This is a genomic window from Collinsella sp. AM41-2BH (assembly GCF_003468085.1).
GTDB lineage: Bacteria > Actinomycetota > Coriobacteriia > Coriobacteriales > Coriobacteriaceae > Collinsella.
The window spans coordinates 1-16,914 of record NZ_QSGH01000013.1 but is presented as its reverse complement, the minus strand read 5'-3'; the positions used below and the strand labels follow the sequence as shown (position 1 = coordinate 16,914).

Here is a 16,914-nt window from a genome sequence, read left to right as displayed (position 1 = left end):
ATGGCAGTACAGGTAAACAAGGTCATGACGTTCGGCGACACCGTCGACCTCATCACCAAGGTGCACAAGGCCTCGGCGAACCCCGTGGCCGTCGCGCCGCACTACGACGGAACCAAGGGCGAGTACGACAACCTCGGCGAGTGGTTCAGCCTGCGCCGTGACGGCAAGGTGTACGGCGTCGACATCCCCGAGTACACCTACTCGAACGACCCCAAGGGCATCAAGACGCGCGACAACGTCGGCCTCGTGTGCCAGCCCGCCACCAACACCACGGCGGGCCGCGACGACTACTCCAAGCTCAACGCCTTCGAGTACTTCACCGTCAACGGCACGGTCGACGACAGCGGCAAGTTCCACTGCACGGCCATGAAGGGCGACGGCCGCTTCAGGGCCGACGGTTCCAACGGCGACGTCTGGGTCATGGCCTGCCCCGGCTACTACAGCATCACGCGCAGCAACGGATACAAGCGCCTGCTCTACTCCGACACCAAGTACGAGGGCATGAGGCCGCTGCCGGGCCAGAAGTACGCCGACGGCACCGAGCGACCGCTCCTCGTGTTCTCGCCGTACCTCGCGTGGTGCGATTCCAACAACGTGCCCCACAGCTACTCCGGCAAGGTCCACACGTTCCAGTTCGGCTCGCATGACACCGGAATCAGCTACAGCAAGAAGAAGGGCGCGGGTTACACGGGCCGCACCGTCGCCGACAACTTCTATCTCCAGCTCATGCTTATGATCAAGTACGCCACGCAGGACCTGCAGAGCCTCGGCGGCTGCACCGACTACGCGAACCAGTACAAGGTCCTCGAGGCCGAGACCGGCGTGAACCGCGTGCTGCTGCCGAAGGCGGCGGCCGACTACTTCCTCGTCGGCTCCACGCTGAACTGCGGACCGAACAGCGACCGAGGAGCGACCGCAGGCCAGTCCACGTTCGCCTACCGCACCGTCACCAAGATCGAGACGATGAGCGACCGCTGCGCGGTCTACGTCGACGGCGCACCGTTCACCACGGCCGTCGACGATTACGTGAGCGCCATGCCCTGGAAGACCGGAACGTGCGACAACCTGCTCGGCACGGACGGCTACCCCATCGCGGGCAAGCCAAAGCAGCGCCAGCCGTACCGCATCCAGGGCATCGAGGTGCTCTGCGGAGCGTACGAGCCGCTGTGCGACGTGATCGTGAATCAGGTCAAGACGTCGGCCGACGAGGGCCATTGCGAGCTGTACAAGTGCTTCGATTCGCGCAAGTACTCCTCGGCGCTCGACGCCAACCACGTCAAGCTCGACCTCGAGCTGCCCGCGCGCGACAGCAAGACCAACGGCCAGTGGATGTACAACGAGGACTGGCAGGAGTCAGCGAAGTGCCCCGGCCTCCTCGTGCCCACCGGCTCCAAGGGAACCTCCACGACGGGCACCTGCGACGCGATTTATTCCAACCCGATCTCATCTCCCGGCCTGCGAGAGCTGCAGTGCTTCGGCGGTCTCGGGAATGGGTCTATGTACGGTGCCTTCTGCGGCCTTTCGAGCGCCGGGCTCGGCGGCTACGGGTGGAACTATGGCGGTCGGCTATCTGGCCTGGGGGTCACCATGGCCTAGCCATGGTGCGGGGGTGAAGCGCAAGCGAGGGGGCAGCGCCCCCTCCTCACCCCTCCCAGGCCCCTTGGGGGTTCTCGGCGGTAGCCGCTTGGTTCTCGGCCTTCTGCAGTGCTTCGGCAATCTCAGGAATGGGTCTATGTACGGTGCCTTCTACGGCAATTCGAACAACAGGCTCGGCAACTACAGGTGGAACTATGGCGGTCGGAAATCTGGTCAAACGCGGAACACGCTCGTCGAGTCCACCCGCTTCGAGCGGGCTTGCCCCGTCAACTGACGAAAATATCAACCCCACGGCGTTTGGTAGCCCAGCGGCGAAGAACGCCAAAACCAGATAGGAAACAATGAGGCGTTACTGCAAGCGCGTGGACATCGAGGACGAGGGCTTCTGCCTCGTCGCGGTCCGCGACTTCCTGCGAGGCAAGAGCGGGCGCAGGGAGGTGCAGGCGCTTCTGGACGAATACGGAGGCGAGGAGGAGCTGGCGCGCTCCCTCGCCGCCGAGATACGCGAACGGCGCGTCACGGTCGCACCCATCCAGTACTTCAACAGAATCGAGCCGATCAACGGCAAGCACCGCATCATCGGGCGCGAGACGCCGAAGCACCAGTGCTTCGACTACATCGCGGTGAACGGTCTGGCCGAGATGCTCATGGCCAAGATAGGCGGCTACCAGACGGCCTCCATTCCTGGGCGCGGCCAGATATTCGCCAAGCGCGCCATCGAGAAGTGGATACGCGAACCGAGGGCCAAATACTTCATAAAGCTGGACATCCGCAAGTTCTACCCGAGCATCGACCAAGACGTGCTCCGCGCCATGCTCGCACGCGACGTGAAGAACGAGGCCCTGCTCTACCTCGTCGGCGTCCTCCTCGACCAGTTCCCGCACGGCCTGAACATCGGCTCGTTCCTAAGCCAATACCTGGCCAACTACTACGCCTCGCGCGCATACCACTACGCGCAGGAGCGCCTGCGCAAGACGCGCGTGAACAGGCGCACGGGCGTGGTGACGGACAAGCGCCTCGTGGACCACGTGCTGTTCTACATGGACGACATCCTTCTCATGGGCCACGACAAGCGCGACCTGAAGATGGCCGCGCGCCGCCTGTCCAAGTTCGTGAGGGACGAGCTGCACGTCGAGCTGAAGCCGTGGAAGGTGTGCGCCGTCGACAAGGAGCCGCTGGATATGGTCGGCTTCGTCTTCTACACGTACAAGACCACCATCCGGCCGGGCATCTTCCTGCGCGCCAGACGGGCCTTCATGCTCGCCGGGCGGTCGGAGGTCATACCGCTGCCGCTGGCCCGGCGCTGCATCAGCTACTACGGCTACCTGAAACACAGCTGCAGCAAGGGAGTCATCGAGAAATATCACGCGGAGGATACATTCGCACGGTGCAAGGACGTCGTGAGCCTTGCCGAGACCGAGAGGAGACTCGATGAGAGTTTATTCGACGGCGGAGCTTCAGGCCGTGGACTACCACGAGCGCCCGGACGGCTTCGCGGACATCAGGCTGCGCCGCAACATCCAGAAGGTGACGCGCGAGCAGATCGACCCTGCCGGAGAAGCCACCGTGGAGTGGCAGGCTGACGAGCAGTACGTCCTCGCAGCCATCTCGAAGGACGAGGCCACCGAGGCGTTCGACCAGCTCTGGGAGCAGGCCGTGCGCGACGGCATGACGCTCGACGAGCGAGTCGACGAGACCGAGCAGAGCGCCAGCGACAGCGGCGACGCCATCGCGGAGCTCGGCGACCTGGTCGCAGAGCAGCAGTCGGCAATCGAGGACCAAGAGGCCGCACTGGCCGAACTCGGCGACCTCGTGGCAACCATCAAGGGAGGTGAGTAACAATGGCGAAGATCTACTACCGCCAAGTCAAGGCCGGAAAGCGCACCATCGAAGAGGTGCCCGAGCTTTGGCGCGAGAAGGTGCAGAAGATGCTGGACGAGGAGGCCTGATGCTCTCCACCGTTATCAGCGGACTGACGCTCGCGGTGGTGACGGGCCTCGCCGGGTATCTCGGCAGGCAGCTGCATGACATCCGCAAGGAGTACTCGGCCGTCATATCCGCGCAGCGCTCGCAACTAAAGGCCTCCATCGTGCGCAGCTACGAGGAGGCGGTGGCCCGGGGCTACATCACGGCCATGGAGCTGGACACGCTCAACAAGCGCGCCGACAACTACGCCCTCCTCCACGGAGACACGTACATCGAGACGATCAGGGCGCACGCCAACACCTTGGACATACACGGCAGCATCCCCGAGTACACGCACCCAGAGAACCACAATGGTTAGGAGCAACTATGAACAAGGACGCGCTCAAGCGCTGGCTCATCGCCGCAGGAGTCCGCGCCGTGAAGACGGCGGCCCAGACGGCCGTGACGCTCATCGGCTCGACCGCCGTGGCCATCACGTCGCTCGACTGGGGCCAGATCGCGGCCGTGGCCGCATGCACCGCAGTGGTATCGGTACTCACCTCAATCGCCGGAGTCCCGGAGGTCGAGGAGGGTACCTCGCCGTTTGCGATGCGGCACTAGCGCTACTCGCGGCATCCGTGCTCGTCTTCCTCTCTCTCGAGCTGGGGATGCCGCAGGTGCGGACGGCCGGAAAGGCGATACCGACCGTCTACGACAAGGACGCCCCAGCGCAGGTCCCGACCTACCTCCAGACGGACGGGCGCTGGGGCGCTCTCCCCTATGCCGGGGACGACATCGCCACGAGCGGCTGCGGCCTCACCAGCGCGGCCATGGCGTACACCCGCCTCACCGGCGAGGAGTGGACGCCGCTGCGGCTCGCGCTGACCGTCGGCGACACGTGCACCACGGACGGCCTGAACGACATGCAGAAGTTCTGCGCGTGGATGCGCGCGAACGACGGGGACCTGTCGAGCACGGGCCTGGTCTACGACCAGCAGGAGGCGCTCGGGTATGCCTGGCGCGGCTGGATGGTGTTCGGCTCCATGACCGGCCAGCTCCACGAGGGCGGGAGGGCCTACGGCGGCCACATCGTGCTCATATGCGGGTGGGACGGCAGCACGGCCGACATCCGCGACCCAGACGAGGGACAAGTGAATCTGAACACAGACGAGTTCGCCAGCGTATCGTGGGCGTACTTCATCGCTATAGGGAGTGATTGACGGTGCAGGGCATCGACATCAGCAACTACCAGAGGGGCATCGACCTCGACAAGGTCCCGTTCGACTTCATGATCTGCAAGGCGACCGAGGGCACCGGGATCGTCCACGACACCTGCGACGGCTTCGTCCAGAAGGCCAAGGCGCTCGGGAAGAAGTGGGGCTTCTACCACTTCCTGAACGGCGAAGACCCGGTGAAGCAGGCCGAGTTCTTCGTATCGCAGACCAAGAACTACTTCGGCAACGGCGTGCCCGCGCTCGATTACGAGATGTACGGCATGGTCCACGGGTCAGCAGGAGCCAAGAAGTTCCTCGACCGCGTCCACGAGCTGACGGGCATCCGCTGCGCGGTCTACATGAGCCGCAGCGTATGCACCGAGGACGACTGGAGCGCCGTGGCCAAGGACCATCCGCTGTGGGTCGCCCAGTACGCCAATACGGAGCGCACGGCATACCAGGCGACCCCGTGGCTGCCCTCCGGCGGCTTCGGCGCGTGGGACGAGTGCGCGCTCCACCAGTACAGCTCCAACGGCCGCCTCGACGGATACGCCGGGCCGCTCGACCTCGACATCGCGCACCTCGATGCGGACGGCTGGGACAGGGTGGCGAACCCCAAGGGCCTGCCCGTGCCCGATGCCAAGCCGAGCGGGACGGTCCCGCAGCCGCAGGAGACGGCGCTCGAGCTGGCCGCCCGCGTCATGGACGGCACCTACGGCAACGGAGACGCGCGCAAGGAGGCGCTCGGCGGCCGCTACGACGAGGTGCAGGAGTTGGTGAACTACGTCCTGAATACGAGCGCCACGGAGCTGGCCGACGCGGTAATCCGTGGGCAGCTCGGCAGCGGCGAGCTTCGCAAGCGCGTGCTCGGCGGGCGCTACGCGGAGGTGCAGGGCGTGGTCAACGACCGCCTCGGGGCGTCGGCCAAGAAGACCTACACGGTCAAGAGCGGCGACACTCTCTCGGGCATCGCTGCCAAGTACGGCACGGACTACAGGACGCTGGCCAAGGCGAACGGGCTGGCGAACCCGAACGTGATCTACCCCGGCCAAGTGCTGGTGGTGGGATAGCCAAAACAAAAAGGGGAGGCTCCTCGCAGGGCCTCCCCTTCTTCAGTAGTCGCTTTTTTAGGCGGCCCGAGAGAACCTGATGAACACGGAGCGCCCGAGCGCCAGTACCTGGGTTCGACTATCTTTGCAAATGGGGCACCACAGAATCTGTGAAGCCCGTTACCAATTCGGTAGCGGGCTTTTTGCTACCCATACGCCGGGATTCGAACCCCGAAGGCATAAAATCACACTGTCATCCAAGGGCCCGTGGACAAAAAATAGCAAATATGAGTACTGTTACCAATTTAGTAACAGCGATTTCATGCCATCAGAAGGCGATTTGGACACAAGGCGTCCTACGGCGGAGGAATTGCAGGCATTTATCAGCTAAGTACTTGGACATATGTTGCGTAACACTGCATATTTTGCAAAAAGATAATGCTACAGGGCTTGTGACAGTACTCATATTTGACGTTTTTTGCCCACGACCCCTTATTGTGTGGGCGAATCAGTTGCAAAGCGGGATCCAAAGCGTCCTTCGCAAACAAATAGCCGGGGCCCGCGCGATGCGGACCCCGGCTCAATACCGTGACGATATGTCAGTTACGCTCTACACGTAGAACAGGATGTCGTCGTAGGTCGGAACCGGCCAGTAGTCGGCGGCCACGATCTCCTCCATGGCGTCCACGGCAGCACGCAGCGTATCCATAGCGGGAACGACCTCGTGCGCGTACACGTTGGCCTGCTCCTGGCCATCGAGAGCCTCGGCCTTCTGATGCACGGCGTCGAGCGCCTTGATGGAGTCGTTGATGGCGGTGATACCGTTGCAGAGCTTGTTGAGCGTGTTCTGCTCGCACTGCATGGCAGCCTCAGCACCGGCGGCACGAATAGTCTCAAGGCCCTTAGCGACCTTGGTGGCATAGGCGGTAATGACCGGGCGATAGGTACGACGCGCCTCGCGAACCATCGTGGTGGCCTCGATGTTCATGAGCTTGTTGTACTTCTCGAGCTTGCAGTCATAGCGGCACTGGGCCTCGGCCTTGGTCAGGACGCCCGTCTCCTCAAAGAGCGCAATGGCCTTATCGGAAACAAAGGCGGGAAGAGCGTCGGCCGTGGTCTTGTTGTTGGCAAGGCCGCGCTTCTCGGCCTCGATGGGCCACTCGTCGGAGTAACCGTCGCCGGAGAACAGGATGCGCTGGTGATCGGTCAGCACCTTCTTGCAGTACTCGAGCGCGGCGTCCTGGAACTTATCCTCGGGCGTACCCTCGAGCGCATCGGCGAAGGACTTGAGCGACTTGGCAACGGCGGCATCGAGCACCAGGTTGGAGTCGGAAACGTTTTGCTCGGAGCCGCAGGCACGGAACTCGAACTTGTTGCCGGTGAAGGCGAACGGGGAGGTGCGGTTGCGGTCGGTGTTGTCCTGCATCAGTTTGGGCAGGGTATCGGCGCCCAAGTCAAGCACGCCGCGCGTGGCATGGACGGAAGCCTTGCCATCGATGATCTTCTCGACAACCTCGGTAAGCTGGTCGCCCAGGAAGATGGACATAATCGCCGGAGGAGCCTCGTTGGCGCCCAGACGATGATCGTTGCCGGCCGAGGCAACGGAGGCACGCAGGAGCTCCTGATAGTTATCGACGGCCTCGATCACCGCGGTGAGGAAGACGATGAACTGCAGGTTGTCGAGCGGGGTGTCGCCCGGGTCGAGCAGGTTCTCGGACTCGGTGCCAAGCGACCAGTTGTTGTGCTTGCCCGAACCGTTGATGCCCTCAAAGGGCTTCTCGTGCAGCAGGCAGACCAAGTCGTGACGGGAGGCGATGAGCTTCATCTTCTCCATCATGACCAGATTCTGGTCGATGGCCTCGTTGACCTCGCCGTAGACAGGGGCGAGCTCATGCTGGCAGGGAGCGACCTCGTTGTGCTTGGTCTTGGCAGGAATGCCAAGCGCCCACAGCTCATCGTCCAGGTCCTTCATATAGGACGAGACGGTGGGGCGGATAGCGCCAAAGTAGTGTTCCTCGAGCTCCTGGCCCTTGCAGGGAGCAGCACCAAAGAGGGTGCGCCCGGTGATGACCAGGTCCCTGCGCTTGCGGTAAGCGTCCTTCTTGATCAGGAAGTACTCCTGCTCATCGCCCACGGAAGGAACGACCTTCTTGGGGGTCTTACCAAACAGCGCCAAAACGCGCTTGGACTCACGCGAGAGTGCGGTCATGGAGCGCAGCAGCGGGGTCTTCTTGTCCAGGGCCTCGCCCGTGTAGGAGCAAAAAGCCGTGGGGATGCACAGGACATCGTCCTTAATGAATGCGGGGCTGGTGGGATCCCAAGCGGTGTAGCCACGGGCCTCGAAGGTGGCACGCAGGCCGCCGTTGGGGAAGCTGGAGGCGTCCGGCTCGCCCTGGATGAGGTTCTTGCCCGTAAACTTGGTAATGGCGGTGCCGTCGTGGTTGGGCTCGAGGAAGCTGTCGTGCTTCTCGGAAGTAATGCCCGAAAGCGGCTGGAACCAGTGCGCGTAGTGCGTCGCGCCCTTGGAGATGGCCCAGACCTTCATGGCGTGGGCAACGGCGTTGGCCACATCCAGGTCAAGCGGCTCACCGTCCTCGAGGGTTGCAGCAAGGCGCTTCCAAATGTCCTTGGGGAGGTAGTCCTTCATGACTTCCTCAGAGAACACCATGGTCCCGAAGCGGTCAGTAAGTTCGGCCATACGGAACTCCCTTCGTATCGGCACCGCGTGAGAAGCGGTGTTGATTACTAACGAACGAGTCATAGATTAGGCTCGTCGTGTTTCCGCAACATTACCGTTATGTTGCTGTCACGAAACCAATCAATGAGGTTACCGCATCGCGGCGGCGTTGCCGCCCTCAACAGCCAATCAACTGTATAAATTGCAGACCTCTCCCCATGGTTTAAGGGTAGTCAATTTGGGATGGGGCTCTATTAACTGGTATTTCGCATCAGATACCAGTCTTTATAGCCCCATCCTAGATTGACCGCTCTGCTATAGGGAATGTCGATAGCAAGGCATCTTTGATTGGTATCCCCGAATAGCGAGTGAAACTCCACCGTGACACAGTGGTGCTGTAGAATCCTTACAACACATCACACTATTACGTATCTAAAGGAGCACGATATGCGCGTCGACGAGGTTTTTAAGCAGGCGGCATCCCGGGGCACCGCGCCCGTTTCGTTTGAGATGTTCCCGCCTAAGGGCGAGCTTTCCCTCGACACGGCTCGCGAGGTGGCGGGCAATCTGTGCAAGCTTTCGCCGAGCTTTGTCTCGGTCACCTGCTCGGCCGGCGGCTCTGGCAACGGCGCCACCACCGCCCCCATCGCGCATATGATTTCGAGCGAATTCGATACGCCCTCGGTGGCACACCTTACCTGCGTGGGCCGCTCGCACGCCGATATCGCCGCCAAGATCGGCGAGTATCGCACAGCCGGCGTTGAAAACATCCTGGCCCTGCGCGGCGACCTGCCCGCTGGCGCGACTGAGGACGACAAGCCCGCCTCGGACTACGCCTACGCCCGCGACCTCATCCCCGAGCTCGTCGACGCCGGCTTTTGTGTGGGCGCCGCAGCCTACCCCGAGGGCCACATTGCCTGTGAGGACCTCAACGCTTCGGTCGAATACCTCAAGCAAAAACAGGACGCCGGCGCGAGCTTCTTTGTGACGCAGCTCTTCTTTGACAACGAGTGCTTCTACCGCTTCCGCGAGCTTGCCGACAAGGCCGGTATCACCGTGCCCATTACCGCGGGCATCATGCCGTTTATGGGCAAGTCGCAGATCAGCCGCATGGTCTTTATGTGCGGCGCATCGCTGCCCTCCCCCGTCATCAAGATTCTCGCCAAGTACGAGAACGATCCCGAGAGCCTGCAGGCAGCCGGTGTAGATTATGCCGCCCGTCAGCTTTGCGACCTCAAGGAGCACGGCGCCGCCGGTCTGCACCTGTACACTATGAATCGTCCTGCGATCGCCGCAACCATTATGGAGCGCTTGGGGTAATGGAAAAACCGCGCATCGATACAACCGCTGTCGAAGTGCCGGCCGACCTTGCGTCGCCGGCGCTTTATCGTATCGATGCTGCCCACCATCCCCGCGTCGACCGTGCCGAGATGTTGCGCTATCTGGGCTACGGCGGTCAGCAGATTGAGCCCGAGTTGTCGCAGCGTATTGAGCTTGTCGTTGAGCGTCTGGAGCTGGACATTGAACCCCGTGGCGTGCGCCGCGTGTTTGCCGTCGATGCCACGGACGTGGACGAGCAGGGCGAGCCCTGCATCCGCTTGGTCGGCACCAACGTTGATCTGCGGGGTCACGATATCTATCGACATCTCAAAGACGCCCGATTTGCCGCGCTCATGGCATGCACTCTCGGCATGGACGCCGAGCGTCGCCTGCGTACCACGGGAGCCCAGCAGCCCCTGGAGGGAGCCGTGCTCGACGCCGCATGCTCTGCCTATGTAGAAGCCGCCGTCGAGCAGATGGACCAGCGGGTTAAGGCTGCGGCCGCCGCACACGGACTCGCCGGTAACTGGCGCTTCAGTCCCGGCTACGGCGACTGCCCGCTTACGGCACAGCGCTCAATCGTGGACGCGCTCAACGCCACGCGGCTCATCGGGCTTACCGTCACGCCCACCAGCCTGCTCATGCCCACCAAGAGCGTGACCGCGGTGATCGGTCTGTTCGACGGCGAGGTCCACGACGCCCAGAGCCGCCCCACCTGCAATATCTGCCGCATGCGCGAGCACTGTCGCTTCCGCGCCGCCCACACCACCTGCTATTCGCATTCTGAATAAAATGTCAATTGATGGCACGGTATCGAGGGAATCTCGTCCGTAAGTAAGCGAATGTCCTCACAAACAAGTACCATAAGATGCCAAATAACAACTATCTGAAAGCCAGTACATGCACAACATTCTGCAGTTCTCGCCACAACTAACCGCACTTGAGTTTTTTTCAGGCATTGGCTTGGCTCGTGCCGGCATGGCAAAAGCCGGAATCAAAACAATCTGGGCAAATGACATAGACCATACTAAATGCGCCATGTACAGCCAGTGTTGGGGCGATGAGCATCTAGTCGAGCAGGATGTCCACACGCTCGACCCCGACCTAATACCCCAAGCCGACATCGCATGGGCGTCAAGCCCTTGCACAAACTTATCTCTCGCGGGAAACAGGGAGGGACTTATCTCTGGTAAAGAGTCCAGTGCGTTCTTTGGCTTTATTAAGGCCATCGAAGGAATGAGCGATCGTGCCCCGCGGGCACTTGTTCTCGAAAACGTCATCGGCCTTGCCACGTCTAATAACAGTGATGACTTTAGACTCGTTTGCCAGGAATTTAATCGTTTAGGCTATTCATGCGACGCTTATTTTATCGATGCACGGCACTGGCTTCCCCAGTCACGCCCACGCATGTTTGTCGTCGGATTAAAAAACCCTCTTCCCAACAGCCGACTCGATTCCTCGCTTCGACCTGAAAAGGTCTCCTGGATTCACTCCGACCCTTCACTCATTACGCACATCTCTCACCTAAACGAGCCGAGCCCACTTCGCATGACGGGCCTTGCAACGGTTGTTGAAGATATTCCCGAGGGCGACAAGCGTTGGTGGAACAAAAACCAAGTACAAGCATTTATCGACTCGCTTGCACCGCATCAAGCAGAGCGCCTTCAGCGCTTCTTAAATGCCAAAGAAAAAACTGTTCGCACTGCTTACCGTCGCACGCGATCAGGCGTTGTGCGCTGGGAAATCCGTGAAGAAGAAATTGCCGGATGTCTAAGAACGGCTCGCGGCGGCTCATCAAGACAGGCAGTCGTGATATGCGAAAACGGAAAGATAGAAGTTCGCTGGATGACTGGAACTGAATATGCCCGTCTCCAAGGTGCTGACTCATGTCAGTTTAGCGGCTTCTCGGATGCTCAGATTCGCTACGCATTCGGCGATGCAGTTGCCGTGCCAGTTGTCACTTGGCTTATAAAAAATGCAGTCAAACCCGCGCTTATGTCTTCAAGGAACGGAGTGAACAATAATGGAAATGACCAATTGCTCCTTGAACGAGCCCGATAAAGATATCTTGGATGCCATTGAACTCTGGTACGAATCCAAGCGCAGCAAGCGAGGCAATGTCAACCGTAACGTCATGGCGGTTGGTATAGGCATAAGCGAGCTGTTGCAAAACCGTTTTCCGCTCACCGACGATTATGTGCAATCGGACAAGGGGAGCCAAGTACGAGGCCTAAGTGGAGCATGCATCAAAACAGTTTTAGCCAGGCATGGGGAAACGCGTGCCTTCGCATCAGAGGGCGGCAGGACCTCACGCGGCACACTCCCGATGGCGCTTGAGCTTGCCACAATTATCAACTCTGCCCTACCCAGTGACACTTGCGAAGACGCTCGTCTTGAAGCTGCGAATGCAATCGCCAATTTCTTCGTCGAGCGAATCCAGGTCGATTTCTTTAACCGGCAGAGAATCAAAGTCGAAATTGATCTTCAAAAACCAATTTCTGTCATTGTCGATGATATCCTAGCCGAAGCAAGCCTACGGTCCGATAAGCCAACGGGTACCGTCGCACAGCACCTGGTAGGTGCAAAACTAGAGATGTTATTTCCAACCATAGAAATCGGAAAGGACAACTCAAACGCTGCCGACCAGCAAACAGACCGTTCTGGCGATTTCCAAATCAATGATGCTGCATTTCATGTGACTGTATCGCCAATGGCCAAATTGACCGATCGATGCCGAGATAACATTCGAAATGGCATTCGTCCCATCGTCGTTGTCCCCCACGATAAAGTTTCCTTCGCTTACGGACTGTTCGAAAGTGAGGGACTCGGCAATCGCGTACAGGTTATCGCGCTCGAATCGTTTATCGGCATCAATATTGAAGAATTATCGTTCTACAAGCGAGACCTAATTCGATTAAATGTCGCACGGCTTCTTGCCCACTACAACAAGCGAATCGAAGATATCGAGCCCGACAAATCTCTTCAAATAGAAATTCCTCAGTGGGCTCTAGACGAAATGGATGCACATGGCGAATAGCTCAAACATACTTATCACTCATGATCTGGACGGTACCGCGCTGGCGGCGCCTGTTGATGCCGCACGCCGCAAAGGCGCTGCATACAAGACGCGCACAATCGACGACCTTCGCATTAAGAACGATCGTCTGCGCGCCGCCATCGAGGGCACGGGACACCTGCTGTTCGACGGCGGCATGGGCACCATGCTGCAGGCGGCCGGCATGAAAGCCGGAGCCCTGCCCGAGCTGCTCAACTTTGAGGAGCCCCAGGTCATCACCGATATCCAGCGTCAGTACGTCGAGGCCGGCTGCGACGTGATCACCGCCAACACCTTTGGCGCCAACGCTCACAAGCTCGACGGCGCTGCCACCGTGGCAGACGTCTTTGCCGCGGCAGTCACCTGCGCCCGCGAGGCCGGCGCCCGCTACGTCGCCGGCGACATCGGCCCCATCGGCGCCCTGCTGCGTCCCCTGGGCACCCTCAGCTTTGACGAGGCCTACGACCTCTTTGCCGAGGAGGTGCGCGCCGGCGTCGCTGCGGGCGTCGACCTCTTTATTATCGAGACCATGACCGATCTTGCCGAGATCAAGGCGGCAGTCCTCGCCTGCCGCGAGAACTCCGACCTGCCCGTCTTTGCCACCATGACCTTTGAGGAAGACGGCCGCACCTTCTTGGGCACGAGCCCCGAGGTCGCCGCCATCACCCTCGACGCCATCGGCGCCGACGTCCTTGGCATCAACTGCAGCCAGGGCCCGGCCGAGCTCCGAGGACTCGCCGCGCGCATGCTCACCGTCACCGACAAGCCCGTTATGGTGCAGGCCAATGCGGGACTGCCCCGCGTGGACGACGACGGCAACACCGTCTTTGATATCCAGGCGCCCGAGTACGCCGCGGCCGTCGCCGGCATGATCAAGGATGGCGTGAGCGTCGTGGGCGGTTGCTGCGGCACCACGCCCGCGCACATGGCGGCCTTGCGCACGCTTATCGACAACCACACGCCCAGTCCGCGTCACCGCAAGCCCAGCATGTCGGTCACGAGCGCCCAGACGGTCGTGGACCTTCCCTGCGATGGCCACAAGATTGCCGTCATCGGTGAGCGCATCAATCCCACCGGCAAAAAGCGCCTGCAGCAGGCCCTGCGCGACGGCGATCTGGACTACGTCGTAAGTCAGGGCATCAGCCAGCAAGAACAGGGCGCCGATATCCTGGACGTTAACGTGGGCCTGCCCGAGATCGACGAGGTCAAGATTATCCAGCAGGCCACCGAGCAGCTCCAGGGCTCCACGCTCCTGCCGCTGCAGATCGACTCCACCGATCCCGCCGCTGTCGAGGCCGCCGTACGCCGCTATGCCGGCAAGCCCATCATCAACTCGGTCAACGGCAAGCAGCAGATCATGGATGAGATCTTTCCGCTGGTCGCCCACTATGGAACCAACGTCGTCGGCCTCACGCTCGACGAAGGCGGCATCCCCGATACCGCCGAGGCTCGCTTCGCCATCGCCGAGCGCATCGTGGCCGAGGCCGCCCGCTACGGCATCGGCCCGGACCGCATCCTCATCGACTGCCTGGTCATGACCGCCTCGACCAATCAACGCCAAGCCGAACAGATCCTGCGCGCCATGTCCCTGTGCAAGAAGCGTCTGGGCGTCAAATGCGCGCTTGGCGTGTCGAATATCAGCTTTGGCCTGCCCGCGCGCCCGCTGCTGGGCTCGGTCTTTTTGGCCGCCGCCTTTGGCGCGGGCCTGGACGCCCCCATCATGAACCCGGGCTCCAAGCGCTTTATGGACACCGTCTACAGCTATCGCGTCCTGAGCGTTGAGGACGAGGGCTCGACCGGATACATCGAGCGCTATGCCGGCTGGACCGATCCGTACAAGATCGCCGCCAACCCGGCAGCGGCTCAGGCCACATCGACCGACACCGTGCCCGCTGCTGGCACCGCTGGCACCGACGGCAACGACGACCCCATCCGCCACATGGTCGTCTCGGGCCGCAAAGGCGAGATCGCGGCCGAGACCGAGCGCCTGCTGGCCGACCACGACGCTATGGACCTCATCAACAACCACTTTATCCCCGCCCTCGATGAGGTCGGAGTCCTCTTTGACCAGGGAAAGTTCTTCTTGCCGCAGCTCATGGCCTCGGCCGAGGCCGCGCGCGTGGGCTTCGACACCATCAAGCGCCTGATGCCCGCCGGCGAGATTGCCGACAAGGGCAAGATCTGCGTGGCCACCGTTAAGGGCGATATCCACGACATCGGTAAGAACATCGTCAAGATGCTGCTCGACAACTACGGCTACACCGTCTTTGATCTGGGTCGCGACGTCGATCCGCAGGAGGTGCTCAAGACCGTCAAGGAGCGTGACATTAAGCTCGTCGGCCTCTCGGCGCTTATGACTACCACCGTCGTGGCCATGGAGGAGACCATCAAGCTGCTTCATGCCGAGGTGCCGGGCGTCAAGATCATCGTGGGCGGCGCCGTGCTCACCCCCGAATACGCCAAGCAGATTGGCGCGGACTACTACGCCAAGGACGCCGCCGAGAGCGCGCGTATCGCCGAAGAGGTCTTTGGGCAGTAACACAACGGAAACAACCGAGCACTAAAACGTGCCGCCCGCGCCCCCGGGCACGGGCGGCACGTTAAAATAGATAAGACTATGCTCGTTTTGGCAGATAGGAGCGCAAGGATGGCGATCACGCCCGCAGAAATCGCGGAAACCCGCGGCATGGTTGAGGAACAGAACCTCGACATCAGGACCATCACCATGGGTGTTTCGCTCATGGGTTGCGGTGACGAGAACCTCGACCGCATGTGCACGAAGATCTACGACCACGTGACGCACACGGCTGAGCATCTGGTCGAGACCGCCGAGAACCTCGAGCGCGAGTACGGTATCCCCATCGTCAACAAGCGCGTCTCCGTTACCCCGGTGGCGCAGATCGCCGCTTGCTGCAAGGATGAGGACCTCACCCCTATCGCGCACGCCCTCGACCGCGCGGCCGAGACGCTCGGCATCGACTACCTGGGCGGCTTCTCCGCACTCGTCCAGAAGGGCATCGGCGACGCCGATCGCCGCGTTATCCAGTCCATCCCCCAGGCGCTCGCTACCACCAGCCGCGTCTGCTCCAGCGTCAATGTTGCTAGCCTGCGCGCTGGCATCAACATGGACGCCGTGCTTATGGCGGCCCAGACCATCATCGATGCCGCTAGACTCACGGCCGACCAGGATTCCGTCGGCGCTTCCAAGTTTGTCTGCTTTGCCAACATGGTCGAGGACTCCCCGTTTATGGCGGGCGCCGTCCACGGCGGTGGCGAGGCCGACGCCGTCATCAACGTAGGCGTCTCGGGCCCCGGTGTTATGGCCGCAGCCCTGGAGACGCTGCCCGATTCCGCCTCGATGATGGAAGTCGCCGAAAAGATTAAGCAGACCGCCTTTAAGATCACCCGCGCCGGCGAGCTCATGAGCCGCGAGGCCGCCCATCGCCTGGGGGTCGAGAAGGGCATTGTCGACCTGTCGCTGGCCCCCACGCCTGCCATCGGTGACTCCGTTGCCCGCATCCTCGAGATCATCGGCGTGGGCACCTGCGGCGGCCCGGGCACGACCTGCGCGCTCGCCATGCTCAACGATGCCGTCAAGAAGGGCGGCGTCATGGCCAGCTCCAGCGTGGGCGGCCTCTCGGGCGCCTTTATCCCCGTGTCCGAGGACGCCGGCATGATCGCCGCCGTCGAGGCCGGTGCGCTTTCGCTCGAGAAGCTCGAGGCCATGACCTGTGTGTGCTCCGTCGGCCTGGACATGATCGCCATCCCCGGCGACACCCCAGTCGAGACCATCGCCGGCATCATCGCCGACGAGATGGCCATCGGCGTCATCAACAACAAGACCACGGCCGTCCGCGTGATTCCCGCCATCGGCAAGGGCGTGGGTGACTGCGTCGAGTACGGCGGCCTGTTCGGCCGTGCGCCCATCATGCCGGTGAACCCCAACGCCGGCACCGTGCTTGCCCACCGCGGTGGTCGATTCCCGGCGCCGCTGAACTCGCTGAAGAACTAGCCTAGGGATACGAGGCGAGGAGCCCCGCCGCCGGGCGGCAGACATATAAGGTCGCCTGCTCGGACAGTCCTGACTCGCACGGAGAG

15 protein-coding genes are annotated in these 16,914 nt (G+C 61.5%); 14 read left to right on the top strand and 1 reads right to left on the bottom strand.

From position 1 onward, the window contains the following. From DW899_RS07345 to DW899_RS07315, 8 genes are all read left to right on the top strand, one after another. Complete coding sequence (locus tag DW899_RS07345) at nt 1–1,596, top strand: hypothetical protein (protein WP_117800491.1); 1,596 nt, start codon at nt 1–3, stop codon at nt 1,594–1,596. A 341-nt stretch (nt 1,597–1,937) separates the two neighbouring features. Continuing rightward, nucleotides 1,938–3,179 carry an RNA-directed DNA polymerase gene (locus DW899_RS07340; RefSeq protein ID WP_117800490.1) on the top strand — a complete coding sequence of 414 codons (1,242 nt, stop codon included), beginning with the start codon at nt 1,938–1,940 and terminating at the stop codon, nt 3,177–3,179. Further along, a complete protein-coding gene (locus tag DW899_RS10570; protein ID WP_117800489.1) occupies nt 3,163–3,435 on the top strand; it encodes a hypothetical protein in 273 nt (90 codons plus the stop codon). Before DW899_RS07340 ends, DW899_RS10570 begins: the two co-directional genes overlap by 17 nt. 2 nt (nt 3,436–3,437) lie before the next feature. Next, the gene (locus DW899_RS10845) at nt 3,438–3,545 is read left to right on the top strand and encodes a CD1375 family protein (protein ID WP_255415079.1); all 108 of its coding nucleotides are present in this window, start codon (nt 3,438–3,440) and stop codon (nt 3,543–3,545) included. Next, nucleotides 3,545–3,880, top strand: a complete 336-nt coding sequence (locus DW899_RS07330) for a hypothetical protein (RefSeq protein WP_117800488.1) — start codon at nt 3,545–3,547, stop codon at nt 3,878–3,880. The genes DW899_RS10845 and DW899_RS07330 overlap by 1 nt, the downstream gene beginning before the upstream one ends. Nucleotides 3,881–3,888: 8 nt before the next feature. Next, on the top strand, nt 3,889–4,122 hold the full coding sequence (locus tag DW899_RS07325) for a holin (protein WP_117800487.1): 234 nt from the start codon (nt 3,889–3,891) through the stop codon (nt 4,120–4,122). Nucleotides 4,123–4,139: 17 nt separating this feature from the next. Then, nucleotides 4,140–4,721, top strand: a complete 582-nt coding sequence (locus DW899_RS07320; RefSeq protein WP_158566590.1) for a C39 family peptidase — start codon at nt 4,140–4,142, stop codon at nt 4,719–4,721. Nucleotides 4,722–4,723: 2 nt separating this feature from the next. After that, nucleotides 4,724–5,785: a GH25 family lysozyme gene (locus DW899_RS07315; protein ID WP_158566589.1), complete on the top strand. Its 1,062-nt coding sequence runs from the start codon at nt 4,724–4,726 to the stop codon at nt 5,783–5,785. 589 nt (nt 5,786–6,374) lie between these two features. Here the strand turns inward: DW899_RS07315 and DW899_RS07310 are convergent. Then, complete coding sequence (locus DW899_RS07310; protein WP_117628890.1) at nt 6,375–8,462, bottom strand: glutamine synthetase III; 2,088 nt, start codon at nt 8,460–8,462, stop codon at nt 6,375–6,377. A gap of 426 nt (nt 8,463–8,888) precedes the next feature. Here DW899_RS07310 and DW899_RS07305 point away from each other — a divergent pair, with 426 nt between their 5' ends. From DW899_RS07305 to DW899_RS07280, 6 genes are all read left to right on the top strand, one after another. Further along, complete coding sequence (locus tag DW899_RS07305; protein WP_117800484.1) at nt 8,889–9,761, top strand: methylenetetrahydrofolate reductase; 873 nt, start codon at nt 8,889–8,891, stop codon at nt 9,759–9,761. Next, nucleotides 9,761–10,552: a hypothetical protein gene (locus DW899_RS07300; protein WP_117800483.1), complete on the top strand. Its 792-nt coding sequence runs from the start codon at nt 9,761–9,763 to the stop codon at nt 10,550–10,552. The genes DW899_RS07305 and DW899_RS07300 overlap by 1 nt, the downstream gene beginning before the upstream one ends. 109 nt (nt 10,553–10,661) lie before the next feature. Continuing rightward, nucleotides 10,662–11,822, top strand: a complete 1,161-nt coding sequence (locus DW899_RS07295; protein WP_117790239.1) for a DNA cytosine methyltransferase — start codon at nt 10,662–10,664, stop codon at nt 11,820–11,822. Next, nucleotides 11,806–12,798 carry a DUF4928 family protein gene (locus DW899_RS07290; protein WP_158566588.1) on the top strand — a complete coding sequence of 331 codons (993 nt, stop codon included), beginning with the start codon at nt 11,806–11,808 and terminating at the stop codon, nt 12,796–12,798. The genes DW899_RS07295 and DW899_RS07290 overlap by 17 nt, the downstream gene beginning before the upstream one ends. Further along, entirely contained in the window at nt 12,788–15,355 is a 2,568-nt protein-coding gene (locus DW899_RS07285) for a homocysteine S-methyltransferase family protein (RefSeq protein ID WP_233539939.1), read from the top strand. The genes DW899_RS07290 and DW899_RS07285 overlap by 11 nt, the downstream gene beginning before the upstream one ends. Before the next feature lie 108 nt (nt 15,356–15,463). Beyond that, complete coding sequence (locus DW899_RS07280) at nt 15,464–16,828, top strand: PFL family protein (protein ID WP_117563617.1); 1,365 nt, start codon at nt 15,464–15,466, stop codon at nt 16,826–16,828. Nucleotides 16,829–16,914 lie beyond the last annotated feature (86 nt).